Genomic DNA, 24,930 nt, shown 5'->3' with positions numbered 1-24,930 from the left:
AATAAAACGGTCCCGCCAATAATGGCAGGACCGTTACTATTTTAGAAATAATTAAATAAAAAGGTCTTACTGAACTTCTTCCTTAACCTCTTCGACTACTTTTTCGATTTGGACTTTAACACCTTCACTAGATTTGTTGAAGGCCTCGATTTTGGCTTTCACTTCCTCCTCAGTTCCTTCAAAAACTTGCTCGCTTATGGACTTTTGACCATTTTCGGTTAAAGTAGTCACCACAGTAGCCTTTACCATGGTATCTCCAGTTTTTTCCATTTTTACCTCAACTTGTTTTTCAACTTGCTTTGCAACAACTTCGGTAGCGATTTTCTCTTCGTTATAAGCCGTCATGCTATCGCCGCTCATTGCAATACTTGGCGCAATTACCAAAGCCACAACGGACATTAACTTCAAAAGAATATTCAAGGAAGGACCTGAAGTATCCTTGAAAGGATCTCCTACCGTATCACCTACAACCGCCGCTTTATGGGCGTCCGTACCTTTACGTCCGTCACTTTCTATGGTTTTTTTAGCGTTATCCCAAGCACCACCGGCATTGGACTGGAAGATGGCCATCAAAACTCCACAAGTAGTTACACCTGCCAAAAGTCCGCCCAACATTTCGGCACCACCTATAAAACCAACGGCAACAGGAACTGCAATGGCCAAAAGACCTGGCAATACCATTTCCTTAATGGAGGCCTGTGTAGAAATGGCCACACACTTATCATATTCCGCAACACCATCGGCTGCATCAAAAGTAGCTCTCTGGGCTTCGGTAGCTTTGGACATATCGGAATCCACCGCTCTCATAACCTCCAAGGCAGCCTTTAATTGGGGGATATCCCTAAACTGTCTACGAACCTCCTCGATCATGGCCATAGCCGCACGGCCCACCGCATTCATCGATAATGCAGAAAATACGAATGGTAACATACCACCAACCAGTAGACCGGCCATTACAGTCGGTTTTGAAACATCGATTGCCGTTACATTAGCCGTTTGCATAAAAGCAGCAAAAAGGGCCAAGGCAGTCAAGGCTGCAGAAGCAATTGCGAATCCCTTTCCAATAGCTGCCGTAGTGTTTCCTACCGCATCCAATTTATCGGTACGTTCCCTAACCTCGCTAGGCAATTCGGCCATTTCGGCAATACCACCTGCGTTATCGGAAATGGGTCCGTAGGCATCCACGGCCAATTGGATTCCCGTATTGGCCAACATCCCTACGGCAGCAATCGCAATACCGTATAATCCCGCAAAATGATAGGAAACCAAAATCGCAGCGGCAATCAAAAGAATAGGGAACATCGTGGACATCATACCCACACCTAATCCAGAGATAATGTTCGTAGCAGCTCCAGTTTCGGACTGTCTTACAATGCTATTAACAGGTTTTGTACCTGTTCCCGTGTAATATTCGGTAACCTTACCTACGGCAAGTCCGGCCACGAGTCCGGCCAATACGGCTATGAAAACACCTATTGAACCATACTCTACACCCCCAAAAGTCCAGCTTTCCGGTAACATATTGGTAATTATAAAATAACAGGCGACCAACATCAGACCAGCGGATCCAAATTCCCCAATGTTCAATGCAGTCTGTGGATTTCCGCCATCCTTTACCTTAACGAAGAAGGTTCCAATGATGGACATAATGATACCGACAGCTGCCAGTACCAATGGAAGATACACGGCACCAAGACCATCGAACGAACCTGCAAAAGCGGGAATCTGAACAAAAGCGGCTCCCAATACCATGGTACCGATGATAGAACCCACATAGGACTCAAACAAATCCGCGCCCATACCGGCAACGTCCCCAACATTATCACCTACGTTATCCGCAATGGTAGCAGGATTCAAAGGGTGATCCTCTGGAATACCCGCTTCTACCTTACCAACCAAATCCGCTCCTACATCCGCTGCCTTAGTATAGATACCGCCACCAACACGTGCAAAAAGCGCGATGGAAGAAGCTCCCAAAGAGAAACCTGACAATACGTTCAAAACTTCACCCAAGGACCAACCTTGACCACTATATATCATAAAAAGACCGCTCAAACCTAATACTCCCAATCCTACAACACCAAGTCCCATAACGGCACCGCCTGCAAAAGCGACCTCCAAGGCCTTTCCTAAAGAAGTCCTAGCGGCCTGCGTGGTCCTAACATTGGCCTTGGTAGCGACCTTCATTCCAATGAATCCGGCCAAGGCGGAGCATATAGCACCTACAATAAAGGATACGGCCACCATACCGTTGGAGCCAACTTCATTGGTCCCCTTAAAAAACAATAAAACTGCCACGGCAGCTACAAAAACGGCCAAGATTTTGTATTCGGCCTTTAAGAAGGACATTGCTCCATCCGCAATGTTTTTGGCTATTCTCGCCATCTTTTCACTACCTACATCTTGCTTGGAAACCCAGGAGCTCTTAATAAAAACATATGCCAGTGCCAAGAGGCCAAAAGCAGGTAAAAACTTTACGATTAAATCCATTTGATTAGTTATTTTTTTGTGGCTGCTAAAGTAGTAAAATAGAATATAATAAAAAAAGCCCCCTTTTATAATAATAAAGGGGGCTTTACATTCCTTAAAATAACTATATCATAAAGGTACGCTTATCTTTGTGCTCACTCTCCTGATACCTTGTAACACACTCATGATAGATTTTAATGGCCTCTTCATGATTGCCCCAGCCACCGGTGTCCACTTTCTTTTTTTCCAGATCCTTGTACACCTGAAAAAAGTGTTCTATTTCCTTGAGCCTATGCGGATTCAAATCGCTAATGTCATCCCTCTTGCTCCAAATAGGATCCGACACGGGAACACAAATGATTTTCTCGTCCGGTCCTTTTTCATCGGTCATGTGAAATACACCTATGGGCTTAACTTCCATGACCACCATAGGGAACGTTGGTTCAGTGCCCAAAACCAAAACATCCAGTGGGTCCCTGTCCAAAGCAAGGGTCTCCGGTACAAACCCGTAATCCCCCGGATACATCATGGAAGAAAACAAGGTCCTATCGAACCGTATTTTGTGTAAGGTAAAATCATACTCATATTTGTTCCTGCTCCCTTTGGGAATCTCTATCAAAACATCAAATGTTACGTCTTTTTTTTTGGCCATGTTCGTGTATAAAATAAATTCTGTTTGTTTTAGTAACGAAGCCTACTTCCGATAATTGCCCTGAAAATCAAAAACTAAATCCGAAGCTTCCGGTAATACCAAAGGGTCTGGCATCGGGATTGTCCAAGTAGTTGCCCCTAAAATTAAAGTCGACCCTGAAAATCCGAAAGATATTCCCAATTCCCAAGGAGTATTCATAATATATTTTCTCCGAAGGCGCCCTTAGCGGCGTATTCACGTTCGCCGGAGCACTTAGGGCTATATTTTCCTCCGATAGGCTTCCCCAAACACCCCTGAGTCCCACAATCTCCCTTAGGTTCAATTTACGCAAAAACGGTATTCTGGAGAAGAGTCTCCCGTTAAAATTGTGTTCCAAATGTACCGATGCATAGGTATCGGTAACAAATTCATAAAAATCGAGATTGGGAAAAGTCCCATAATTTGAGAAAAAGGTCTGGTTTCCGGGTACCACGCTCAACAATCCCAAAGGGACCTCCCCAAAGGTCTTGCCCAACTCCACGGTACTCATCAATCTTCCAAAACCTCCCAATTGCCAAGGCTGGCTATAGGAGAATTGTAATTTCTGATAATTAAAATCACTTCCCAAAACACCCTCCGTTCCTTTCGTATAATTGAGCAATAACGTACTATAGGTATCGTTTACATCCCGTCTTTCCACGCCGTAGCCTATCGTTTTTTTTCCTGGCGTATAGATCAACAGGGTATTGAAGTCGAACTGCCGTATTTCGGATGATACGCCACTGGGTGCATCTGGGTCTATATAGTCCAGACTAAAATCGTTGGGCAGGGCAGAGCTCAGGGTCCTGAAGGTTCCGCCCAAGGAAATCCTAAAATTGGTAATGGGTTCCATTTCAAAATTAAGGGCGCTCAGGTTGATATTCGTCAGTCTGTTATTGGCTCCCACGGTCAACAACGAAGAAGAGGCGATGCTACGTCCAAGCACATCACGGGTCGCTGTGAGGCTAACACCCAATTGCTCTATATCGCGCCTGTTCCCACCGGAAATTATCAACCGGGTCTTTGGGTCGATCAGAAACTTTCCGTTCAATCCATGTTTCACCTTTTGGTCCGTAAATCCATAGGCCATGTAACCCTCCAAGCGCCATAGGTCGTTCTGGCCCCTATAGGTCCTTGCCCCCAATCGCAACCTTGGTCCTTCCGCCGGATTGAACCCAAACACATCGTAAACATTACCAATATCCAAGTCCCATGTATCGATCTCCACATATCCAGACCCAAGTATGCTCACCAAATTATAGTAGGATTTGAATTTTGGAACCGTTTTAAGGGTATCCAGCAGGGTGTAAATGCCCGCTTCATCCTTATTTAGGGATTCCAATCGGTTTTTCTGCCAGAATTCATCGTCCCTAACGATCAAGTTGATATCCAAAGGATTTTGGTCCTTTCGGTAAAAATCCTTCGGCTTTTTGTCGTTGAACACGTAATTGTCATAGACCGTGGTCCGTTTGCCATAAACACCTCTAGATTCCTCCTTTTTTTGAAAGCTGAAATCGCTCAGCATATAATCTCGCTTCAAAAGAAAAAGGGAATCGTTGACCACCTCAAAATCCTGCTCAATATATATTTCCTTGACCCAGTTGATGTTGGCACTTTTGGTAACTTCCAGATTAATGTTCTTGATAGCCCAGGTAGAGTCGTTCACCCAAAAATCGCCCTTAAACGTTAGCTCGTTTTTACGTCTGGGATAGTACACTATATTGTAGCACCACTTAGTATCGATAAAGGCACTATCGCGCAATGCGTAGTTATAGGTGTCTATTCCCGTTCTTGACAGCGGACTCGTAAAACTCTTGTCAAAAAACTTGAGATAGTTATCATAGATATCATAGCTCTGGTAAAGGTCCTGAACAAAGGCAATGATAGCTTGATTATTCTCAAAGCCGGAATTTTTATTGCCCAACACGTCCTCTTTTTCTTCGTTGATGATATTATCGCCATACACCTTTGAAAACGTTTCGTTCAAAAAGATGGGAAGATAGGTTTTACCCGTGATGCGGGAGGTATCCAGATCCTGAAACACGAATTCCAGCCCCTTGAAAATCTTCCTTTTCATCAAGGCACTATCAATGGTGTTCAAATCGAACTCCACCTTTTCGTATTTATCAAAGGCATACTGGTCGAATTTGCGAATACCGTTTTCCCGCTTTTTGGCCCATATCTTTCGTAGGATATCCACGGCGGGATTATTTTTTTTGGATTGCTTTCCCGATATCAAAACTACCTCGTTGAGTTGCTCGGCAGCTTCGGAAAGGACAATTTCCATGTTGAAGTTTATCTTGGAAGTGAGCGAAATCTCCTTGTTCTCATACCCGATGAACGAAACCACCAACACATCATACGTATTGTCAGACTCCAAATAGAACCGACCATTATCATTGGTTATGGTACCTTCCGTAGAACCTTGGAAGAGGACATTTGCAAAGGCCACAGGCTGACCGCTTTCATCCGAAACGATACCTCCAACCTTTGTCTGGCCTAGAACACCTAAGGTAAAAAGAAGAAAAAAATGGAAAAAGAATCTATTCATGTATATCATGTACCATTAGGCCCCTGTACAAATAGCGTACCAATAAAAAAGCTTCTTCGACATAGGTCGAAGAAGCTAAGATACTTTACAAAAACTTCCAATTATTTATATAACACTTTTTTAACTGCCTTGATAACATCTTCGTGGTTGGGCAGCCATTCCTCCAATAAAACTGGAGAGTAAGGTGCAGGTGTATCCGCCGTATTGATTTTTATGATGGGGGCATCCAAATAATCAAAGGCATTTGCCTGAATATGATAGGTGATTTCCGTGGCTACATTACCAAACGGCCAAGCTTCCTCCAAGACGACCAAACGGTTCGTTTTCTTTACAGATTTAACCACCGCATCGTAATCCAAAGGCTTTACGGTCCTTAGGTCGATTATTTCGCAGCTGATGCCCTCTTTTTCAAGTTCATCGGCCGCTTTGTAAGCTTCCTTAATAATTTTTCCAAAGGAAACGATTGTTACGTCGCTACCTTCTCTTTTGATATCCGCTACGCCAATAGGAATGGTGTATTCGCCCTCGGGCACTTCGCCCTTGTCGCCATACATCTGCTCGGATTCCATAAAAATGACGGGGTCGTCGTCCCTGATAGCAGATTTCAATAATCCTTTTGCATCAGCCGGATTTGAAGGAACTATCACTTTTAACCCGGGACAGTTGGCGTACCAACTCTCAAAGGCCTGGGAATGCGTTGCCGCCAATTGACCTGCAGAGGCAGTAGGTCCCCTAAACACGATTGGACAAGGAAACTGTCCGCCGGACATTTGCCTAATTTTGGCAGCGTTGTTTATGATTTGGTCGATTCCAACCAATGAAAAGTTAAAGGTCATGAATTCCACGATGGGCCTGTTGCCAGTCATGGTGGAACCTACTGCCACCCCGGCAAAGCCCAATTCCGCAATAGGCGTATCTATAACCCTTTTGGGTCCAAATTCGTCCAACATACCTTTGGAAGCTTTGTAGGCCCCGTTATACTCGGCTACCTCCTCGCCCATTAGATAAATGGACTCATCCCTACGCATCTCCTCGGACATCGCCTCCGCAATAGCTTCTCTAAACTGTAGTGTTTTCATGTCAATAAGAAATAATAGTCTTTAACCTTTCAATTGAAAGCAAGCAAAAATAGGAAATTATATATCAATTAATGGGATGGCCGTTTTAAAAAAAGTGATAAAATTTACTATGCATGCATAGTAAATTTGGAAAATATTGGTTATCTTCGTCTCCAACACAAAAAAGAATTTATTCAATGAAAGTACTAGTTTGTATAAGTAATGTACCGGATACTACTTCCAAGATAAACTTTATAGATGGCGACACCAAATTTGACACCAACGGGGTGCAGTTCGTTATCAATCCAAACGATGAGTTTGGACTTACCAGGGCCATGTGGTTCAAGGAACAACAAGGTGCCACCGTACATGTGGCCACCGTTGGGGACGCAAGTGTTGAACCTACCATGCGAAAAGCCCTTGCCATTGGCGCCGATGAGGCCATACGGGTAAACGCAACGCCCACAGACGGATTCTTTGTGGCCCAGCAACTCGCCGAGGTCGTAAAGAACGGCGGATATGATTTGGTAATCGGCGGTAGGGAATCCATCGATTATAATGGAGGAATGGTACCTGGAATACTTGCTTCCCTACTGGACATGAATTTTGTCAATACCTGCATCAAACTTGATATCGATGGCGACAACGTAACGGCAATCCGCGAGATCGATGGAGGAAAGGAAACCTTAAGTACTTCGCTACCCTTAGTTGTGGGCGGACAAAAAGGCCTGGTAGAGGAAAGTGATCTTAAAATACCCAACATGCGTGGCATCATGATGGCCAGACAAAAGAAATTGAACGTCGTAGAACCTATTGAAGTTATCAAGGCCACCCAAGATGTAAAATTTGATAAACCGGCACCAAAAGGCGAAATAAAACTCGCCGAAACCGTTGATGAGCTTGTTGATTTACTTCACAACGAAGCCAAGGTAATTTAAAAGCTTTTCTAAGCGGTAAACCAAAAAATAAAAGAAATGTCAGTTATAGTATATACAGAATCAGAGAACGGAAAATTTAAAAAGAACGCTTTTGAAGTCGCTTCCTATGCTGCGGAAGTGGCCAAACAATTGGGTACCACGGCCACGGCGGTTTCCATCAATTGTACGGAAAATGAGAGTTTGGGAACCTATGGTATTTCCAAGGTGTTAAACGTTCAGAACGAAGCCCTAAAACCTTTTAATGCAAAGGCCGCGGCAGAAGTAGTTTCCAAAGCTATAGAAGCTGAGAACGCTACGGTGGTCATTGTAAGCTCCAGTTCAGATGCAAAATATATGGCCCCGCTTTTGGCGGCCACACTCAAAGCAGGGTATGCCCCAAATGTGGTAGCGGCTCCAGAAAGCCTCTCCCCGTTTCAGGTGAAGAGAACGGCTTTTAGCAACAAGGGATTTGCGCACACGGTTATCGATACCGATATAAAAATCGTTGGGGTGTCCAACAATGCCTTTGGAACGGTGGAGATCCCTACCGATGCATCGGTGGAAGATTTTAATGTATCCTTGGATTCGGAATTTAATACCAAGTCCACGAACATCGATAAGGTGGTAGGGAAGGCGACCATCGCCGATGCGGATATCGTCGTATCCGCAGGAAGGGGGCTAAAAGGACCAGAAAACTGGGGAATGATCGAGGAATTGGCCGATGTTTTAGGTGCTGCCACAGCCTGTTCCAAACCGGTATCGGACCTTGGATGGAGACCGCATGGCGAGCATGTAGGTCAAACAGGTAAACCTGTTGCGAGCAATCTGTACATTGCGATAGGAATTTCAGGTGCCATACAGCACTTGGCGGGCGTAAGTGCCTCAAAAACAAAAGTGGTCATCAACAACGATCCAGAGGCACCATTTTTCAAGGCCGCGGATTACGGAATCGTGGGCGATGCGTTTGAAGTGGTACCTGAGTTAATCGAAAAATTAAAGGAATTTAAAGCTCAAAACAGCTAATTTTTGTTAATTTGTGCCCCACAAAGGGCTGTTCGAATAGTTGGGGTCCCAAGTGTTTGAACAGCTTTTTTAGTTTATACGATTTATGAGTTTAGTACGATTGAAAATAAAGGGGATTTCTTACAGCCAAACGCAAAATGGCGCTTATGCCCTTATATTGAACGAAGTAGAGGGAGACCGTAAATTGCCCATTGTCATTGGAGCTTTTGAAGCGCAGTCCATAGCCATTGCCCTTGAAAAGGAAATTAAGCCGCCAAGGCCCTTGACACATGACCTTTTTAAAAATTTTGCGGACCGTTTTGACATCGTCATCAAACAGGTAATCATCCATAAACTGGTGGACGGGGTTTTCTATTCCAGTATTATCTGTGAGCGTGATGGCATTGAGGAGATTATAGATGCCAGGACTAGTGATGCCATTGCCTTGGCACTTCGGTTCAATGCCCCCATTTTCACGTACAAGACCATTTTGGACAAGGCGGGTATCTTCTTGAAGTTTTCCTCCAAAGAGACCGAAAAAAAGGAGAGCGACGATAGTATCGTTGTAGATGAGATTCTGCAGGAGGGCGAAACCGTGGAAATAGATTCGGGTGCTACTGATGGCTATACGGAATTGACCATAGACGAACTCGAACAAGAACTCAAAAAGGCCGTGGCCAACGAAGATTACGAGAAAGCGGCAAAGTTACGGGATGAAATATCCAAAAGAAATTGATTGGACAAGCCCTAGCGCATGAAAAAAAATCCCTGCCTTCAACTTCTCTTATTTTTCCTTTTTCCAGTACTATTGTTTTCCCAAACCCCGGATGCATCGGAGACGATACTAAATTCCGTTGATAGTACCATCCTAAATGATATAGTCGATAATCAATTGACCTCCTCCATCCCCAATGAGGGTTTTTCTTTCCATAGTTTGTGGCGGGGCATCCTGGGCATGCTGGTATTGATCGGTCTGGCGTTTTTGTTCAGTTCCAACCGAAAAGCCATCAATTGGAAGACCGTGGGAATAGGACTTGCCATACAATTGGCGTTGGCCATTGGAATATTGAAAGTTCCGTTCATCCGAGCCATTTTTACGGTGCTAGGGAAAATATTCAACGAAATCCTAAACTTTACTGTTGCCGGAAGTCGGTTTTTATTGGGGAACCTCATGAATCTTGACAACCCTAATATCGGATACGTATTTGCTTTTCAGATTCTACCAACGATCATCTTTTTTTCAGCTTTGACATCCGTACTTTTTTACTTGGGAATCATTCAGAAAATCGTGAAGGGCTTGGCGTGGCTTTTGACAAAATCCCTGGGAATCTCGGGTCCCGAGAGCCTTTCGGTAGCAGGGAATATATTTTTAGGTCAGACCGAAGCACCCTTGATGATCAAAGCGTATTTGGAGCGCATGACCAAATCTGAAATCCTGTTGGTGATGATCGGCGGTATGGCCACCGTTGCCGGGGGCGTCCTTGCGGCGTACATAGGGTTTTTGGGAGGAAATGACGAAGCCCTCAGATTGGAATTCGCCCGGCACCTGATCGCTGCATCCGTTATGGCGGCACCAGGGGCCATCGTCGTTTCAAAAATACTTTGCCCACAAACCGAGGAGGTAGATACGAACATAAAGGTTTCTACAGAGAAAATTGGGACCAATTTGCTCGATGCCATAGCCAACGGTACTACCGAAGGACTAAAATTGGCAGTGAACGTAGGTGCCATGCTTTTGGTCTTTGTAGCCTTTATTGCCATGTTGAATGGTATTTTTGGGTATGTTGGCGATTTAACCAATATAAATCAATTTGTAGCGGAGCATTCGTCATTTGAAAAACTTTCCTTGGAAGCCATTCTTGGAACCATTTTCGCGCCATTGATGTGGCTCATTGGCGTGGCGAACGAGGACATCGCGTTGATGGGCCAATTGTTGGGCATCAAATTGGCTTCCAGCGAATTTGTGGCCTATACCCAATTGGCCGAGTTAAAAAATGTAGCCATTACCCCAAGCCTGTCCTACCAAAAATCGATCATTATGGCTACATATATGCTTTGTGGCTTTGCGAACTTTGCTTCCATCGGCATTCAAATTGGGGGAATTGGCTCCTTGGCCCCGGGACAGCGCAAAACCTTGTCGGAGTTTGGAATGAAGGCAGTTTTGGGTGGGTCCTTAGCTTCCCTACTATCGGCCACTATTGCCGGAATGATATTGGGGTAACGCCCTCAAGCCCCCAAAGGGGGAACCACAATTTGCCGTTAATAAATTTTAATAAAAGCCTAGAATGATTTGGATAAAGACCAATAGGCATTCCTTATTTTTACAAAAATAAACCAAAGGGAATTCCCCCTTTGGGGGTTAGGGGGCTTATGAAACAATACCACGACTTACTAAAGCATGTTTTGAACGAAGGGAACCAAAAAGGTGATCGTACCGGTACGGGAACTTTAAGTGTTTTTGGCTATCAGATGCGGTTTGACCTGAGTGAGGGATTCCCTATGGTCACTACCAAGAAATTACATCTAAAGTCCATCATTTATGAGCTATTATGGTTTTTAAACGGTGACACCAATATAGCCTATTTGCAGGAAAACGGGGTGCGTATTTGGAACGAATGGGCCGATGAAAATGGGGACTTAGGTCCGGTTTACGGACATCAGTGGCGAAACTGGAACGGCGACGAAATCGACCAGATAAAGGAGGTCGTGGAAACCTTAAAAAACAATCCAAATAGCCGACGTATGTTGGTATCCGCGTGGAATCCAAGTGTGTTGCCAGATACCTCCAAATCGTTTGCAGAAAACGTAGCCAATGGAAAAGCGGCCCTTCCCCCTTGTCACGCGTTTTTTCAGTTTTATGTGGCGGACGGAAAATTATCCTGCCAGCTTTACCAACGCAGCGCCGATATATTTTTGGGCGTACCCTTTAACATTGCTTCCTATGCCCTTTTTACCCTGATGATGGCGCAGGTCTGCGGTTATGAACCCGGGGAATTCATACATACGTTTGGTGATGCTCATATTTACAATAACCACATGGAACAAGTGGAATTACAATTGAGTAGGGAACCTCGGCCTTTACCAAAAATGGTCCTAAATCCCAATGTAAAGGATATCTTCGATTTTAAGTTCGAGGATTTTACCTTGTTGGATTATGACCCACACCCCCATATCAAGGGCGTTGTGGCGGTTTAGTAAGAAAAAAAGATAACAATAAAAAAGGGAACTTAAAAAGTTCCCTTAATTATCTAGTTTAAAATTATTTACAACTCCAATACCGCATTTTCAGAACCGGCATAATCGTTCCACTGGTAACGGTCCGCCTCAGTTTCGTTTACATAAGTGCCGTCTACCAAGTATTTAAATTCGAACGTACTTTCCTTTGGAAGGTCAAAAGTTCCCTTAAAAGTTCCGTTTTTTAATTTTTTCAATGTGCTTCCCTTAGGGCTCCAATCGTTAAAGTCACCTACTACGGCCACTTTCTTAGCGTCCTCTGCAGGAACTGTAAAAGTTACCTTACAAACCGGTTTTGTCTTTAGATATTGTTTTGCGATTGCCATGATTTTAGTTTTTAAATTTAGGGCAAAGCTACGGCATTAAACTCCTCATTGTCAACGGTTAATGTCATTTTTATGAAATTGGCAAAAATTTAGCTGAAATTAACGACTGTCCAAAAATAATGTCTTTCAAATGTTGCAAGTAGGTAATTATCAATAGGATGTTTTTAAGACTTTTATAAGATGTTCAAAGTCATCCATTCCATTATAGAAGTTAAAGCCCACCCTAATTCCGTCTCCCCGCATAGCGCACAATATGTCATTGTCAGACAAGGTCTTAAACACTTTTTGACCTGCCTTTATATTAAATATGGTACTATGGGCTTCCCTGTCGACTATATGTTTCTGTAATAAGCCCATGCCATTTAAAGCTTCCTTTATTTTTTTGGACATATTTTGATTATGCTGAGTAATCTGTTCCTTTCCAATGGAGTCCAAAAAATCCAAGGAGAATTTTAGACTTCCAAAGTTCAAACTGGACAAGTGACCAGGTTCCAACTTTTTTGCGAGGGCTATGGTTTCCTTATTGTCGAAATTTCCATGCGCTGCATTGAAACCTGTAGTAGGTACCTTGAGCTCGTTCTCCAGATTGTCGGCAAAGAGCATAAACCCATTTCCATAACCGGACAGGAGCCATTTATAGCCGCTAACCCCCAAAACATCGATTCCCGAAGCTTTAAAATCAAAGGACATGGCTCCACAAAACTGTGTACCATCGGCAATAATCAAAAGTTTTGGGTTGTCACGTTTTAGTTTTTTGATGAACTCCAAATCGATTAAAAATCCGTCCAGCCACTGCACAATGCTAAAGGCGAATACATCGATATTGTTTTTTTTGACAGCCTCTACTATTCTTTCCTCAAGATCGGAGGTAATTCCCAAGGTTGTAATAGCAAACTCCCTACTCTCAAAGGGCCAGTTCACGGAAGGATAGTCGTTCTCCAAAAGCAGAACATTCCTTTTCGCCTGTAACCCCTCCAATAATAGGTTCATTCCCAAGGAATAATTATATACCAAAGCGACCCTTTCCCGGTCGCAATTAAAAAATTGCCCAATTTTTTCACGTGTATCGGACAAGGTTTTAAGTGTCTGTTCCCATAGTTCACTACCATGTAATAAAGCATCCAAATCATGTTCCTGTCTCCAATCGATCAAGGAATCATACAATGGCCCAAAAACGGCCGTATTTAAATAGGTACACTTTCTTAGCAGGGGAAACTCCTTTTTTATTTTATCCATTAATCGTTTCTTTTTTGGAACGCATTTGTTCGCTTTTCAAAACAGCAGCTATCTATCTGTACAAATCCGTAACTTTGAATTATAAAGATAGCCATAGCAATTTATATGGCTCGTTTTTTGTTCAAGCATAGCTATATGAAGGCCGAAAAAAATATAACAATGATTGCTGCGGCAGGTGAGGATGATTCCCTTGGAAGGGATAATGATTTGCTATGGCATCTACCTGATGATTTCAAGAGGTTCAAAAGATTGACCTCGGGACATAAGATCATCATGGGTAGAAAAACATTTGAAAGCTTTCCGAAGCCCTTGCCCAATCGGTTGCATATTATCATTACCCGAGACGAAAACTACAAAGTGTCTTTCCCAGATAGCATCATTGTGCATTCCCTGGAAGAAGCCCTGGACCTAGTCAACGAAGAAAAAGCCTATATAATTGGTGGCGGAGAAATATACAAACTTGGAGAAAAATATGCCGATGGTATCGAACTCACTAGGGTTCACGGCACTTTTAACGCGGATACCTTCTTCCCGCCTATCGACGCTACGGTTTGGGAGTTGGTGGCCGAGGAATACCATCCAAAAGATGACAAACACCAATACGATTTTACCTATCGTACCTATACTAGAAAAAACAAAAAATAAAATAGTTTAGCGCATCTCAAAGATTAAAAATCCAAGTATTGGGCCGTTACGTTTTTAGCAGCGTTTAAGACAAACCTTTCCAGCACTTCCAAATTCCCGTTCGTATAAAATTGGTGCCTTCCGGTAGCATCGAAACTATTTTGGAGGTGTTGTTTGGCTAGGATCGCTTTGGTCTGCCTTGCCACGGCCTCGCCAGAATCGATTATCTGTACGTCAGCGGGCAATATCTCCCTTAAAATCGGTATCAAATAAGGATAATGGGTACAGCCAAGTACCAGGTAATCAATGCCCTTTTCCAACATAGGTTGTACAAACTGATATAAAAGCTGTTTTAAGGAATCACTTTCCATATCACCTTTTTCGATCAATTCTACCAATCCCTTTCCTTGTCTTTCAATAACCTCGATCCCAGCTGCATGATTTTGGCTTGTGCTATGGAACAAGGTACTGGACAAGGTTCCCTTAGTGGCCAAAATTCCAACTTTCTTGGACTTGGAGTTTAAGGCCGCAGGTTTGATGGCCGGTTCAATGCCTATAAATGGAATATCGTACGAGTTCCTGAGATAATCTATGGCGTTTGTTGTAGCGGTATTACAGGCGACAACGATCAACTTGCATCCCCGTTGAATCAAATACTCGGTATTCTTAATACTCAGTTGTAGGATTTCCTCGTTCGATTTTTCACCGTAAGGAGCGTTTTTACTATCTGCCAAATAGATACAATGTTCATAAGGCATAAGGGTTTGTATTTCCTTCCAAATGGAAGTACCCCCAATACCGGAGTCAAAAATACCTATGGGATTATCGTTCATGACCTTATTTATTCCAATACCTCTGAAAGGGGCTTTCCTGTTGTTCCACTGGGAAAAGCGATTCCCAACAAAGATGAAATTGTAGGGGCGATATCTGGAATTTCGGTTCGCTCCACAGTACTTCCCTTTTGTATCCCCTTTCCAAAGAACAGTAAAGGTACGTGGGTATCATAAATTTGGGGCGATCCATGGGTGGAACCGGTTTTAGGATAGGTAATGGTTCCCGGTTTTAGGACAAGAAGTACATCCCCTGATCTTTTTTGGTTGTACCCATTTTGCAGAATATAGGGAATACCGGAGGAATAATTATTTTGCCACATTTGATAGCCGGTATACACGCGATCCACGTAATCATAGCTTAAAAACTCCTTGGCTATAGCTTCCTGCACATCCTTGATTTCCAAATCCAGATTTTTTACAATCTTATGATCCAGAAAAATTTGATAATTTGAAAAATTCTTTACGATTTCCTCGGTTCCATAGGTATATCTTAAAAACTCCGTAAACTTTTCCTTTGTAGTGCTATTGTCCACATAACCGGCGGGAATTCTTGTCGATATTAGATATGATGGCACGTCGATTGCAGCGTGGTCTGCCGTCAAAAAGACGGTGTACTCCCCTTCGCCCACATTTTTATCCAAAGCCTTGAAAAGTCTGGCCAAATCCAAATCCAAACGGATATAGGTATCCTCCACTTCCTTGGAGTTCACCCCAAACATGTGTCCGACATAATCCGTGCTTGAATAGCTGACCGCCAAAAAATCAGTAATCTCGTCCTGACCCAATTGTTCACGTACTAGGGCCTCAATGGCAAAATCGGTCGTGATGCTATTGCCGTAGGGAGTTGCCTTTATGATTTCAAAATTATTGTTTTTGTCCAACAGGTCTTGAGGGTTGTGAGGGAATGACGACGAGGTTTCACCATCAAATAGTCCTTCAAAAGCATTGTCGTCCACGCCACTTTCTACATAGGTACTTATATCCTTCAAGGTGTTCCATCCTTTTTTATAGGATTGGGCCACTCCAGAACTATTAAAGTCTTCCACCCATTTTGGAAGGGCATCCATGTAGTAGCTGCTCGTAATCCACTTACCCTCATTTTTGCCATGAAACCAATACGCGGCATTGGCGGTATGTCCGCCAGGGAGTACGGCTCCTCTATCCTTAAGGGCGATGGCGATGGTCTTTCCCCTCATTTGCGTATGTAATCTGAGTTCATCCGTTATGGTCGTAACGGTCATTCTATGCGGGGACATTTGGCCGGCATCTGAAGTGGTACCCACGGATGCATACCTATCGTCCGATGCACAATACACATCCACATCATTTTCCTTGTCGTACCATTCATTGCCAATAATACCATGCGTAGCAGGTGTGGTCCCAGTATAAACCGATGTATGCCCAGGTCCCGTACTGGTTGGGGCATAGTTAAAATGGTTGTTCTTACAGTTGAAACCCTCTTCCACCATTCTTTTAAATCCCCCTTCTTCATATTGATCATAAAAGCGGGTCAGATAGTCGTACCGCATCTGGTCCACAATAATCCCAACGACCAATTTAGGCTTGGTTCTCAATGCATCAGGCTCCTCAACCTTGTTCTTACGTTGGGAATAGCCTTGGAAACAAATCAATAGGATGGTAAAAATACTGGGTAATACAGTTGTGAAACGAAAGGTCATGCCTAAAATATTAAGGCGTAAAAATAAAGAAAATAGCCCTGAAAAAATTAATTGGAAGTTAAATCAAATCCATTATTGTTATTTTTACCGTAACAAATCTATTTTAAAGGGATGAATTATTTAGCGTCGATTGGCAGCTATTCCATGATGGTCGTAGAGGTTTTTAAGAAGCCCACCAAATGGCGCATAATGAAATCCCTGATTTTAAAAGAAGTAGATGAACTAGTGTACGGATCACTTGGCATCATTATCTTCATTTCCTTTTTTATTGGCGCCGTTGTTGCCATACAGACCGCACTGAATCTCACGAATCCCATCATTCCAAGAAGTCTCATTGGATTTGCCACAAGGCAGTCCGTTATATTGGAATTTGCACCTACGTTCGTATCCATAATCATGGCGGGAAAAGTGGGTTCTTACATTACTTCGAGTATTGGAACCATGCGGGTCACGGAACAAATCGATGCCTTGGAAGTCATGGGCGTAAATTCCTTGAACTATTTGGTATTCCCAAAAATCATTGCGATGCTCTTTTACCCTTTTGCGATTGCCATTTCCATGTATGTTGGAATTTTTGGAGGTTGGCTCGCTGGGGTGTTTGGCGGATTTTTAACGAGTACCGACTTTGTGACCGGGCTTCAGACCGATTTTATTCCCTTTCATATTGCCTACGCCTTCATTAAGACACTGATCTTTGCATTCATCATAGCCACCATACCTTCCTTTCATGGATACTATATGAAAGGCGGGGCCCTGGAAGTAGGAAAGGCCAGTACCACGTCCTTTGTCTGGACCAGCGTGGTCATAATCATTTTGAACTATTTGCTAACCCAACTACTTTTAGGCTAATGATCGAGGTGAACAACATACATAAATCCTTTGGTGACGCACATATTTTAAAAGGTATCTCCACCACCTTTGAAAATGGCAAGACCAATTTGATTATAGGTCAGAGTGGCTCCGGAAAAACGGTATTCCTCAAATGCCTTTTGGGGTTGTTTTCTCCGGAAAAAGGAAGTATCGTGTATGACGGAAAAAAATATTCAGACCTCACCGAAAACGAGAAACGCGATTTAAGGCAGGAAATGGGCATGGTCTTCCAGGGAAGTGCTCTGTTCGATAGTATGACTGTAGCCGGCAATGTGAAATTTCCTTTGGAAATGTTCACAAAACAATCGGCATCTGAAATGGACGACCGTGTGAATACCGTTTTGAAACGGGTAAACTTGGTGGATGCACATCATAAGTATCCGGCAGAAATTTCCGGAGGAATGCAGAAACGTGTCGCTATTGCCAGGGCCATCGTTATGAACCCCAAGTACCTATTTTGTGACGAACCCAATTCTGGATTAGATCCAAAGACGGCTATCCTCATCGATGATCTTATCAAGGAGATTACGGAAGAATATAACATTACTACGATAATCAATACCCATGACATGAATTCCGTAATGCAGATTGGAGAAAAAATTCTATTCTTAAAAGATGGTCTTAAGGAATGGGAAGGCACAAAGAACGAAATATTCAAGACCGAGAACGAGGCGGTCACCAATTTTGTCTATTCTTCCGATCTTTTTAAAAAAGTACGGCAGATGTACATTGAGGAACGAAATTAATCCTCCATTACTTCCTTTACCTGAATATTGTCATTGTTCAAACGAAGCTTGAGCCAATTCAATAACTTTTGGGTATCCTTGACCGTTTGGTTTCTCCTGGCTTCCTTTTTCCAAGTAATTTCGAAAACCGGTATGGTATCCGTCTTTTGGAAATCTGTTGCTATTAAATAAGAATATCCCAAGCGTTCCAAATTCTCGTAATTTGTTTTGGCCTCCATACTTATTTCTTTAAAGGGAATCTGACCTACTGCCCCTTTACTTAATCTTGACAATTCACTTTCCAAAAAGGCAATTTTTTCGTCCTTGCTGCTCAGCTGGTTCTTCTGGGTCTCGTAAAGTTCATTAATGTATTTGAGCTGGTTTACCTCCTCGCTTTGCCCTCCTTGTATAATCTGCAGATCCGTGTCCTTCAGTCGGGGGTTATCCGCCAATTGGGCACGCCAGGTAGCGATTATATTATCGGGGATGGCCTCATTGCCCATAAAAACCAGTTCTATTGTAGAATTCTCCCCGTTGTTATATTCCAAATCCGTGAAATTCTCCAAAAACCTTCCCTGACCTGAAAATTGATAGGGCACTACATTCTCATCGATAAAAATAGTGGCTTGTTTCCTGAACAAAGATTCCTGTAACGCGTTCCAAAACGTGATGCTCGCGGGAATCATGACCGCAATGGCCACAGCTGAGGCCAGCCTTGCGATGAATTTTCTTCGTTTTGAGTTGACATAGCGTACCATTGGAAAACGCAACAACTTAATCACCAGAAAGGTGGCCAGTGCAATGAAGATGGTGTTTATGGTGAATAGGTACATGGCCCCACTGGCATAGTCCCAATTACCTATTGCCAATCCAAAGCCAACGGTGCATAATGGAGGCATCAAGGCTGTCGCGATGGCCACACCAAAGATGACACTTGCGATGGTTCCTTTTTTCGCCCTTGCGATTACCAAGGCCAATCCACCAAAAAATGCGATCAACACATCGCGTATATCCGGGGCGGTTCTTGCCAAAAGCTCGGAGGACTCGTCCCGCAGCGGAAAGAACCTGAAGAAAAGAAAAGCGGTCAGCACGCTTAAAACCACCATCACCCCAAAATTCTTTAAAGATCTTTTTAGTGTATCGATATCATTGATACCTACGGAAAGCCCAATACCTAAAATTGGGCCCATTAGGGGAGAAATTAACATAGCGCCAATAACTACCGCAGTAGAGTTTGCGTTCAACCCGATGGAGGCAATAAAGATGGAGCAAACAAGGATCCATGAGGTATGTCCCTTAAAGGGAATATCTGCAATGATCGCTTCCCTAGTGGCATCCTGGTCCGTGTTGGTCCTTATGTCCAGCAATTCCAGAAGAAACTTTTTTATACTGCCCAAAAGTCCCTGAAAGTCCCTTTTTACCTCGTCCCCGCTATCCGGGGTATTGTCCGTTGGAGTAACGTTGTCCTGACCGAATTTATCCTGCATAGTTACGCGTACTTATCACCAAAATTTTCCTTGACCGAATTTAGTACCTTTTTAATATCCTGCTCCTTGGCTTTTGGATAAATTAACAATACTTCTTCCTTGTCCACTATGATGTAATCCTTCAGCCCGTCAACAACTACTATCTTGTCTTTAGGGGTACGGATCATATTCCCTGTGGCATCCTCGGCCGAAAGTTGGGCGTTGACGACTGCGTTGCCCATGTTGTCCTTGTTCAATTTATCGAACAAGGAACCCCACGTGCCAAGGTCGTTCCAATCAAATGTGGCTTCTAGAACAAAAATGGCATCGGACTTTTCCAAAATAGCATAGTCAATGGAAATATTTTCAGCTTTCGGATAATTTTCAGCGATAAAATCTTTTTCTTCGGATGTATTCAAACAGGAAAGCCCATCATGGAACAGATTAAATTGCGTTGATTGATACTCTTTAAAAGCATCCACTATGGTTTTTACGCTCCACATGAAAATACCGGCGTTCCACAAAAAATTCCCCTGAACCAAAAATTCCTTGGCCGTTGAGTAATCGGGCTTTTCCCTGAACTGATTTACCTTTTTGATCTGGTTTTCATCGGATTTATCAAACTCGATATATCCAAAACCGGTATTGGGAAATGTGGGTTTTATACCCAATGTACAAAGCACTTTTTCCTTTTCACATTTATCGAAGCAAGCCGTTACGTCTTTAGCAAAAGCCACTTCGTCCTCGATCCAATGGTCGCTAGGTGCCACAATCATTACCCCATTGGGGTTCATTTTCTGAATCTTGAGGGCCGCGTAAAGGATACACGGTGCGGTATTTCTCATGGCAGGTTCCAAAACCACCTGCTCTTGAGATACCATGGGCAACTGTTCCAAAACCAAATCGTTGTAGCGTTCATTGGTTAGAATTAGAATATTCTCGGTTGGAACGAACTTATTCAGCCTTTGAAAGGTCTTTTGAATGAGCGTTTCACCCGTGCCCAACATATCATGGAATTGCTTGGGATAATCCGTTGTACTTATGGGCCAGAATCTTGAGCCCACACCCCCTGCCATTAAAACGGCATAATAATTTTTGTTCATGTTAACTGGTTATAAGTTCCACCTCAGCATTGGGCTGAAAAAGGTATACCCTTCCCGTCTTGACCTCAACGCATTCAAATCTTTTTACTCTTTTATTGCCTTTCTTGAATAGCTTTCCATTATATATCCTGAAAACACTTCCAAAAGGTAATTGAAAAACGTATGTTTTGTCATTTTCTTGCGCATCAAATTGCTGTAAAGCAATGGACAATCGCGCATCCGTACTACTACTGGCCTTGGGGCTTTTAAAATGAATGGCCAACAAGGGCAATAATTTGGACGGAAAAATTTCCGGTCGTAAAAAAGGTAACATTAAATACTGAAACGTTCTTTTCCACTCCAACCCGTGCGGCTTAATCCTGCGTCCGTATTTTTCAAAAGCGACCAAATGCGCAATTTCATGAACCAAGGTAATTAAAAACCGATATTTATTGAGGGTAGCGTTTACGGTAATCACGTGCTTGCCATCAGGGAGCCTCCTATAATCCCCATGTCTGGTAACCCTTTCGTTTACAATCTTAAGATGCACACCATTATCCTTAATGAGTTGCAGACAGGGATGTACAGACCTTTCCGGCAAATATTTACCTAAAATAGCTTCCATTAAAACAAAAATACCCGAAAAAATAAGAATTGAGCGGAATTGATTTTAATTAACAAAACACTGGTAGTCATAGCCTTAAAACCATCACTATTTAGGGGGTAGAATTTGAAACCTGAAGTAACTTCCCATTGAAGAGGGTGTGGCCGCCAAGCGCAAATTCCTTGATATATGTTGCCATTTCCAATGCCGTTACCGGGGCTTTGTATCCCGGAAAAGCTTCCTCCAGCATTTCGGTCTGGACAGCGCCCAAGGCCAATACATTGAACGAGGGACCTGTTTCCTTGTATTCTTCCGCCAGCAATTCCGTAAGTGTAATAACTGCACCCTTACTCGAACTATAGGCCGATAAGCCTGGAAACTTCATACTTCCCTGCACTCCTCCCATGGAACTGACCGTAATCACATGTCCCGTTTTTGACATATAGGGTACTACCAATTTTGTCATTGCCGCAACCCCAAAGACATTTACATCATATACCTTTTTAAATTCATCCAAAGAAGTCTCGGCAAAAGGCTTGTTCAAAAGGGCACCTGCATTGTTGATCAGGATATCCACTATCTGCCATTCTTTTTTTAGAAATTCTTCAACTCTTACAAAATCCGAAGCAAGGGACAAATCGAACGAAAACGCGGTAATGTTTTTATTTTCAAGGCTTTGTATGGGCTCCTCATTTCTGGAAAGCGCCAAAACGGAATGTCCTTCATTGGCAAACAATTGGGCCATTTCAAAGCCTATACCCCTGCTTGATCCTGTTATGATGACGTTGGCCATTACTTATATTTTATTTCCTTAACCGGCGAATTGGCGATCCCTTCCACAATGGGTATCATTTTGTTGACGATAATGGCCATATGTCCATAATCCATTTCGGAGGTTTCGTCGTCCACTTTGTGATAGTAGGGAAAGTTCGTAAAGTCAAACGTACTGTACGTTTGGGAGGGAATATTGAACTCTTGATGGAATGCATAATTATCCGATCTTTTAAAGAGATTGAATTCCTTGGCTTGGGGCAAGAACCCAACTACCTTTTCCCCGGCGTAGGCGTTACTAACCTCGGCCATGTTCGATAATTCGTACCCCGTGAGATACACCAAATGGTCCTTGTCCACCATGGGTACGCCCACCATTTCATAATTCAACATGGCATACATATCCAATCCTTGATCTTTCAGCTTTTTGGCCAAATGCCTTGAACCTAAAAGTCCTTTTTCTTCCGCACTGAACAATGCAAAAATAAGACTTCTTTTATTCGATTTTTCCTTGCCAAAATATCGGGCGAGTTCCATGACCGTTGTGGTTCCAGATGCATTGTCATTGGCGCCGTTTGCAATATCGTCCCCATTCTCAGGACTTACAATCCCAAGATGATCATAATGTGCGCCCAGCATCACATATTCGTTCTTCAAAGCTGGGTCTGTACCCTCCAAAACCCCTACAACGTTGAACGCTACTCCTTCAAAGTTTTCCAAGGTATCCTTATAGGTCGTAAAATAAGGTGCGATGCCACTGGATGAAAATCGGTCTTCTATAAAGTCGGCCGCCATTTCGATGCCTTTGGTACCGGATCCTCTTCCCTTTAATGCATCGGATGCCAAATAATCCATAAGTACGGCGATATCCTCCGAAGTTGAAAAAACAACCTCCTTGCCACTGAATTTTCCCGAATCGTTCATGGAAGTCTTAATTTCCTCCGAAACCATTCTTCCTTTAAGTCCCTCAGGACCATCTGGGTTCAATACCGTTTCATTGTTTATCTTTTTGGACCCACAGGAAACCAAAATCAGGACGGAAAGAAAACTTGTCAGCGTTCGTATCATATAAATGTGTTTGAGTGATAAAGATAAAAAAAAGCATCTCCGTTAAGAGATGCTTTTAGACTATATTGTTCTGAGCCGATTAGGCCAACATGGTCACAGGGTTTTCCACATAGTACCTAAGCGTCTGTAAAAATTGCGCTCCCACGGCACCATCAACAGTTCTATGGTCGCAGGCCAAGGTCAATTTCATGGTATTCCCTATCACGATTTCCCCATTTTTGACCACCGGTTTTTCAACGATGGCCCCAACGGAAAGTATGGCGGAATTGGGTTGATTTATAATCGATGTGAATTCCTGTATCCCGAACATTCCCAAGTTGGAAACGGTAAATGTACTTCCTTCCATTTCAGAGGGAGCGATTTTCTTGTTTCTTGCCTTACCGGCCAACTCCTTTACTGCTGCACCAATCTGCGTAAGGCCCAGTAAGTCCGCATGCTTAATTACCGGCACAACCAACCCTTCGTCCACAGCTACGGCAACACCCATATGGATATGTTTGTACTGCTTAGTGGTATCACCGTTCCATGTTGTATTAACCTGAGGATGTTTTCGTAATGCCATGGCACAGGCCTTTAGTACCATGTCATTGAAAGACACCTTGGTATCTGGTAGGCTATTTATCTGGGCCCTTGAAGCGATGGCGTTATCCATATCCACCTCAATGGTCAAATAGAAATGGGGTGCGGTAAACTTGGAATTCCCCAATGCCTTGGCGATGGCCTTTCGCATATTGGAATTCTTGCTTTCCTCCACACCTTCCTCACCAGCAGGAATTGCCATGGAAACAGCAGGCACACTGGCCTTTTCCGATTTTGAAACTTCCGGTGCAGCTTTTGGTGCTTCCGCAGGTTTGTAGTTTTCTATATCCTTTTTAATGATTCTCCCATTATCGCCCGTACCGGACACTTTAGAAAGGTCGATTCCCTTATCCTCTGCTATTTTCTTTGCCAAGGGCGATGCAAAGATTCTATTGCCATCCGAAGTTGCGGAAGTAGATTCCTTACTCGATGTATCTTCTGTTTCGGAAGCCTTTGATGCTTCTTCTTTTTTTGCTTCTGTCTTTGTACTTTTTTTGGAGCCCGACTTTGCGTTCAAAACCGCATCAACATCGGTACCATCGGGTCCTATGACGGCTAAAACAGCATCAACGGGCGCGGATTCCCCTTCCTGGATTCCAATATGAAGTAACTTTCCGGAATAGAAAGACTCGAATTCCATGGTTGCCTTGTCCGTCTCGATTTCGGCCAAGATATCACCTTCCTCAACCTCGTCTCCCACTTGTTTCAACCAACTGGCGACGGTTCCTTCTTCCATGGTATCGCTAAGGCGCGGCATCTTCACGATTTCAACTCCTTCAGGAATTTCAGTGGCCGATGTGTCGCCTTCTTCATCCTTCGAATCATCCGAAGTTTCAGCGCTCTTTTCTTCGGCTTTGTCTTCCGAAGCATTTTCTTCTTTCTTTTGACTTCCCCCACCGTTCAAAAGTCCGGAAATGTCCTCTCCTTCTTCACCTATAATCGCCAACAATGTATCTACAGGAGCCCCATCACCTTCCTCAATACCAATATGAAGCAATGTACCTTGGTAAAATGATTCAAACTCCATAGTGGCCTTATCCGTTTCGATTTCAGCCAAAATATCGCCTTCTTCTACCTTATCCCCTACGTTTTTCAACCACTTTGCAACGGTACCTTCTTCCATGGTATCGCTTAATCGCGGCATATTAATTACTTCTGCCATTTAA

22 protein-coding genes are annotated in these 24,930 nt (G+C 43.3%); 8 read left to right on the top strand and 14 right to left on the bottom strand.

Annotation, left to right across the window (positions count from 1 at the left end; all coding sequences use genetic code 11):
- Window positions 1–66 precede the first annotated feature (66 nt).
- The 4 genes from F0361_RS16745 to F0361_RS16730 form a co-directional block, all read right to left on the bottom strand.
- Window positions 67–2,490 carry a sodium-translocating pyrophosphatase gene (locus F0361_RS16745; RefSeq protein WP_154920530.1) on the bottom strand — a complete coding sequence of 808 codons (2,424 nt, stop codon included), beginning with the start codon at window positions 2,488–2,490 and terminating at the stop codon, window positions 67–69.
- Window positions 2,491–2,593: 103 nt separating this feature from the next.
- Window positions 2,594–3,121: an inorganic diphosphatase gene (locus tag F0361_RS16740; protein WP_154920528.1), complete on the bottom strand. Its 528-nt coding sequence runs from the start codon at window positions 3,119–3,121 to the stop codon at window positions 2,594–2,596.
- Window positions 3,122–3,188: 67 nt separating this feature from the next.
- On the bottom strand, window positions 3,189–5,690 hold the full coding sequence (locus F0361_RS16735; protein ID WP_154920526.1) for a DUF5686 and carboxypeptidase-like regulatory domain-containing protein: 2,502 nt from the start codon (window positions 5,688–5,690) through the stop codon (window positions 3,189–3,191).
- Between the two features lie 101 nt (window positions 5,691–5,791).
- Window positions 5,792–6,769 (bottom strand): pyruvate dehydrogenase complex E1 component subunit beta, encoded by a 978-nt coding sequence (locus F0361_RS16730; protein ID WP_138259614.1) that lies wholly within the window; start codon window positions 6,767–6,769, stop codon window positions 5,792–5,794.
- A gap of 176 nt (window positions 6,770–6,945) precedes the next feature.
- Here F0361_RS16730 and F0361_RS16725 point away from each other — a divergent pair, with 176 nt between their 5' ends.
- The 5 genes from F0361_RS16725 (at window position 6,946) to F0361_RS16705 (ending at window position 11,862) form a co-directional block, all read left to right on the top strand.
- Entirely contained in the window at window positions 6,946–7,686 is a 741-nt protein-coding gene (locus tag F0361_RS16725; RefSeq protein ID WP_154920524.1) for an electron transfer flavoprotein subunit beta/FixA family protein, read from the top strand.
- 36 nt (window positions 7,687–7,722) lie between these two features.
- Complete coding sequence (locus tag F0361_RS16720; protein ID WP_154920522.1) at window positions 7,723–8,688, top strand: electron transfer flavoprotein subunit alpha/FixB family protein; 966 nt, start codon at window positions 7,723–7,725, stop codon at window positions 8,686–8,688.
- An 85-nt stretch (window positions 8,689–8,773) separates the two neighbouring features.
- Window positions 8,774–9,403 carry a bifunctional nuclease family protein gene (locus tag F0361_RS16715; RefSeq protein WP_138259611.1) on the top strand — a complete coding sequence of 210 codons (630 nt, stop codon included), beginning with the start codon at window positions 8,774–8,776 and terminating at the stop codon, window positions 9,401–9,403.
- 18 nt (window positions 9,404–9,421) lie between these two features.
- On the top strand, window positions 9,422–10,888 hold the full coding sequence (locus tag F0361_RS16710; RefSeq protein WP_154920520.1) for a NupC/NupG family nucleoside CNT transporter: 1,467 nt from the start codon (window positions 9,422–9,424) through the stop codon (window positions 10,886–10,888).
- Window positions 10,889–11,037: 149 nt separating this feature from the next.
- Window positions 11,038–11,862, top strand: a complete 825-nt coding sequence (locus tag F0361_RS16705) for a thymidylate synthase (RefSeq protein WP_154920517.1) — start codon at window positions 11,038–11,040, stop codon at window positions 11,860–11,862.
- A gap of 68 nt (window positions 11,863–11,930) precedes the next feature.
- Here F0361_RS16705 and F0361_RS16700 read toward each other — a convergent pair whose 3' ends face one another.
- Both F0361_RS16700 and F0361_RS16695 read right to left on the bottom strand, forming a co-directional pair.
- The gene (locus F0361_RS16700) at window positions 11,931–12,227 is read right to left on the bottom strand and encodes an isoamylase early set domain-containing protein (RefSeq protein WP_138259606.1); all 297 of its coding nucleotides are present in this window, start codon (window positions 12,225–12,227) and stop codon (window positions 11,931–11,933) included.
- 150 nt (window positions 12,228–12,377) lie between these two features.
- Window positions 12,378–13,463, bottom strand: coding sequence for an aminotransferase class V-fold PLP-dependent enzyme (locus F0361_RS16695; RefSeq protein ID WP_154920515.1), 1,086 nt, complete (start codon window positions 13,461–13,463; stop codon window positions 12,378–12,380).
- Between the two features lie 135 nt (window positions 13,464–13,598).
- On the opposite strand from F0361_RS16695, the gene F0361_RS16690 reads away from it, so the two are divergent.
- Window positions 13,599–14,108 (top strand): dihydrofolate reductase, encoded by a 510-nt coding sequence (locus tag F0361_RS16690; RefSeq protein WP_246160920.1) that lies wholly within the window; start codon window positions 13,599–13,601, stop codon window positions 14,106–14,108.
- Between the two features lie 23 nt (window positions 14,109–14,131).
- On the opposite strand, the gene murI is transcribed toward F0361_RS16690, so the two are convergent.
- Entirely contained in the window at window positions 14,132–14,920 is a 789-nt protein-coding gene (murI, locus tag F0361_RS16685; RefSeq protein ID WP_154920513.1) for a glutamate racemase, read from the bottom strand.
- Window positions 14,921–14,928: 8 nt separating this feature from the next.
- Window positions 14,929–16,599: an alkaline phosphatase PafA gene (gene pafA / locus F0361_RS16680; RefSeq protein ID WP_154920511.1), complete on the bottom strand. Its 1,671-nt coding sequence runs from the start codon at window positions 16,597–16,599 to the stop codon at window positions 14,929–14,931.
- 111 nt (window positions 16,600–16,710) lie between these two features.
- On the opposite strand from pafA, the gene F0361_RS16675 reads away from it, so the two are divergent.
- Together F0361_RS16675 and F0361_RS16670 are read left to right on the top strand one after the other, a co-directional pair.
- Window positions 16,711–17,448 carry an MlaE family ABC transporter permease gene (locus tag F0361_RS16675; RefSeq protein WP_138259602.1) on the top strand — a complete coding sequence of 246 codons (738 nt, stop codon included), beginning with the start codon at window positions 16,711–16,713 and terminating at the stop codon, window positions 17,446–17,448.
- The gene (locus tag F0361_RS16670; protein WP_154920509.1) at window positions 17,448–18,215 is read left to right on the top strand and encodes an ABC transporter ATP-binding protein; all 768 of its coding nucleotides are present in this window, start codon (window positions 17,448–17,450) and stop codon (window positions 18,213–18,215) included. Before F0361_RS16675 ends, F0361_RS16670 begins: the two co-directional genes overlap by 1 nt.
- Here F0361_RS16670 and F0361_RS16665 read toward each other — a convergent pair.
- The 6 genes from F0361_RS16665 to F0361_RS16640 all read right to left on the bottom strand — a co-directional run bounded on the left by F0361_RS16665 (window position 18,212) and on the right by F0361_RS16640 (window position 24,926).
- Entirely contained in the window at window positions 18,212–19,681 is a 1,470-nt protein-coding gene (locus F0361_RS16665; RefSeq protein ID WP_154920507.1) for a DUF389 domain-containing protein, read from the bottom strand. The genes F0361_RS16670 and F0361_RS16665 overlap by 4 nt on opposite strands.
- 2 nt (window positions 19,682–19,683) lie before the next feature.
- Complete coding sequence (locus F0361_RS16660) at window positions 19,684–20,763, bottom strand: mannose-1-phosphate guanylyltransferase (RefSeq protein ID WP_154920505.1); 1,080 nt, start codon at window positions 20,761–20,763, stop codon at window positions 19,684–19,686.
- A 1-nt stretch (window position 20,764) separates the two neighbouring features.
- Complete coding sequence (locus F0361_RS16655) at window positions 20,765–21,367, bottom strand: SprT-like domain-containing protein (RefSeq protein ID WP_154920503.1); 603 nt, start codon at window positions 21,365–21,367, stop codon at window positions 20,765–20,767.
- A 91-nt stretch (window positions 21,368–21,458) separates the two neighbouring features.
- Window positions 21,459–22,139 carry an SDR family NAD(P)-dependent oxidoreductase gene (locus tag F0361_RS16650; RefSeq protein WP_154920501.1) on the bottom strand — a complete coding sequence of 227 codons (681 nt, stop codon included), beginning with the start codon at window positions 22,137–22,139 and terminating at the stop codon, window positions 21,459–21,461.
- Window positions 22,139–23,185 carry a M28 family metallopeptidase gene (locus F0361_RS16645; protein WP_154920499.1) on the bottom strand — a complete coding sequence of 349 codons (1,047 nt, stop codon included), beginning with the start codon at window positions 23,183–23,185 and terminating at the stop codon, window positions 22,139–22,141. The genes F0361_RS16650 and F0361_RS16645 overlap by 1 nt, the downstream gene beginning before the upstream one ends.
- A 79-nt stretch (window positions 23,186–23,264) precedes the next feature.
- Window positions 23,265–24,926: a pyruvate dehydrogenase complex dihydrolipoamide acetyltransferase gene (locus F0361_RS16640; protein WP_154920497.1), complete on the bottom strand. Its 1,662-nt coding sequence runs from the start codon at window positions 24,924–24,926 to the stop codon at window positions 23,265–23,267.
- Window positions 24,927–24,930: the final 4 nt, after the last annotated feature.

Source organism: Maribacter flavus, from assembly GCF_008386635.1.
Classification (GTDB): domain Bacteria; phylum Bacteroidota; class Bacteroidia; order Flavobacteriales; family Flavobacteriaceae; genus Maribacter; species Maribacter flavus.
This window is presented reverse-complemented; position numbering and strand designations above follow the sequence as displayed.

Bases quoted from the DNA above. Each gene is read 5' to 3' on its own strand.
- F0361_RS16710 (WP_154920520.1), top strand. From the start codon at position 9,422: ATGAAAAAAAATCCCTGCCTTCAACTTCTCTTATTTTTCCTTTTTCCA.
- F0361_RS16650 (WP_154920501.1), bottom strand. From the start codon at position 22,139: ATGGCCAACGTCATCATAACAGGATCAAGCAGGGGTATAGGCTTTGAA.
- pafA (WP_154920511.1), bottom strand. From the start codon at position 16,599: ATGACCTTTCGTTTCACAACTGTATTACCCAGTATTTTTACCATCCTA.
- F0361_RS16655 (WP_154920503.1), bottom strand. From the start codon at position 21,367: ATGGAAGCTATTTTAGGTAAATATTTGCCGGAAAGGTCTGTACATCCC.
- F0361_RS16640 (WP_154920497.1), bottom strand. From the start codon at position 24,926: ATGGCAGAAGTAATTAATATGCCGCGATTAAGCGATACCATGGAAGAA.
- F0361_RS16745 (WP_154920530.1), bottom strand. From the start codon at position 2,490: ATGGATTTAATCGTAAAGTTTTTACCTGCTTTTGGCCTCTTGGCACTG.
- F0361_RS16740 (WP_154920528.1), bottom strand. From the start codon at position 3,121: ATGGCCAAAAAAAAAGACGTAACATTTGATGTTTTGATAGAGATTCCC.
- murI (WP_154920513.1), bottom strand. From the start codon at position 14,920: ATGAACGATAATCCCATAGGTATTTTTGACTCCGGTATTGGGGGTACT.
- F0361_RS16645 (WP_154920499.1), bottom strand. From the start codon at position 23,185: ATGATACGAACGCTGACAAGTTTTCTTTCCGTCCTGATTTTGGTTTCC.
- F0361_RS16670 (WP_154920509.1), top strand. From the start codon at position 17,448: ATGATCGAGGTGAACAACATACATAAATCCTTTGGTGACGCACATATT.
- F0361_RS16675 (WP_138259602.1), top strand. From the start codon at position 16,711: ATGAATTATTTAGCGTCGATTGGCAGCTATTCCATGATGGTCGTAGAG.
- F0361_RS16690 (WP_246160920.1), top strand. From the start codon at position 13,599: ATGAAGGCCGAAAAAAATATAACAATGATTGCTGCGGCAGGTGAGGAT.
- F0361_RS16705 (WP_154920517.1), top strand. From the start codon at position 11,038: ATGAAACAATACCACGACTTACTAAAGCATGTTTTGAACGAAGGGAAC.
- F0361_RS16695 (WP_154920515.1), bottom strand. From the start codon at position 13,463: ATGGATAAAATAAAAAAGGAGTTTCCCCTGCTAAGAAAGTGTACCTAT.
- F0361_RS16700 (WP_138259606.1), bottom strand. From the start codon at position 12,227: ATGGCAATCGCAAAACAATATCTAAAGACAAAACCGGTTTGTAAGGTA.
- F0361_RS16720 (WP_154920522.1), top strand. From the start codon at position 7,723: ATGTCAGTTATAGTATATACAGAATCAGAGAACGGAAAATTTAAAAAG.
- F0361_RS16735 (WP_154920526.1), bottom strand. From the start codon at position 5,690: ATGAATAGATTCTTTTTCCATTTTTTTCTTCTTTTTACCTTAGGTGTT.
- F0361_RS16665 (WP_154920507.1), bottom strand. From the start codon at position 19,681: ATGCAGGATAAATTCGGTCAGGACAACGTTACTCCAACGGACAATACC.
- F0361_RS16725 (WP_154920524.1), top strand. From the start codon at position 6,946: ATGAAAGTACTAGTTTGTATAAGTAATGTACCGGATACTACTTCCAAG.
- F0361_RS16715 (WP_138259611.1), top strand. From the start codon at position 8,774: ATGAGTTTAGTACGATTGAAAATAAAGGGGATTTCTTACAGCCAAACG.
- F0361_RS16730 (WP_138259614.1), bottom strand. From the start codon at position 6,769: ATGAAAACACTACAGTTTAGAGAAGCTATTGCGGAGGCGATGTCCGAG.
- F0361_RS16660 (WP_154920505.1), bottom strand. From the start codon at position 20,763: ATGAACAAAAATTATTATGCCGTTTTAATGGCAGGGGGTGTGGGCTCA.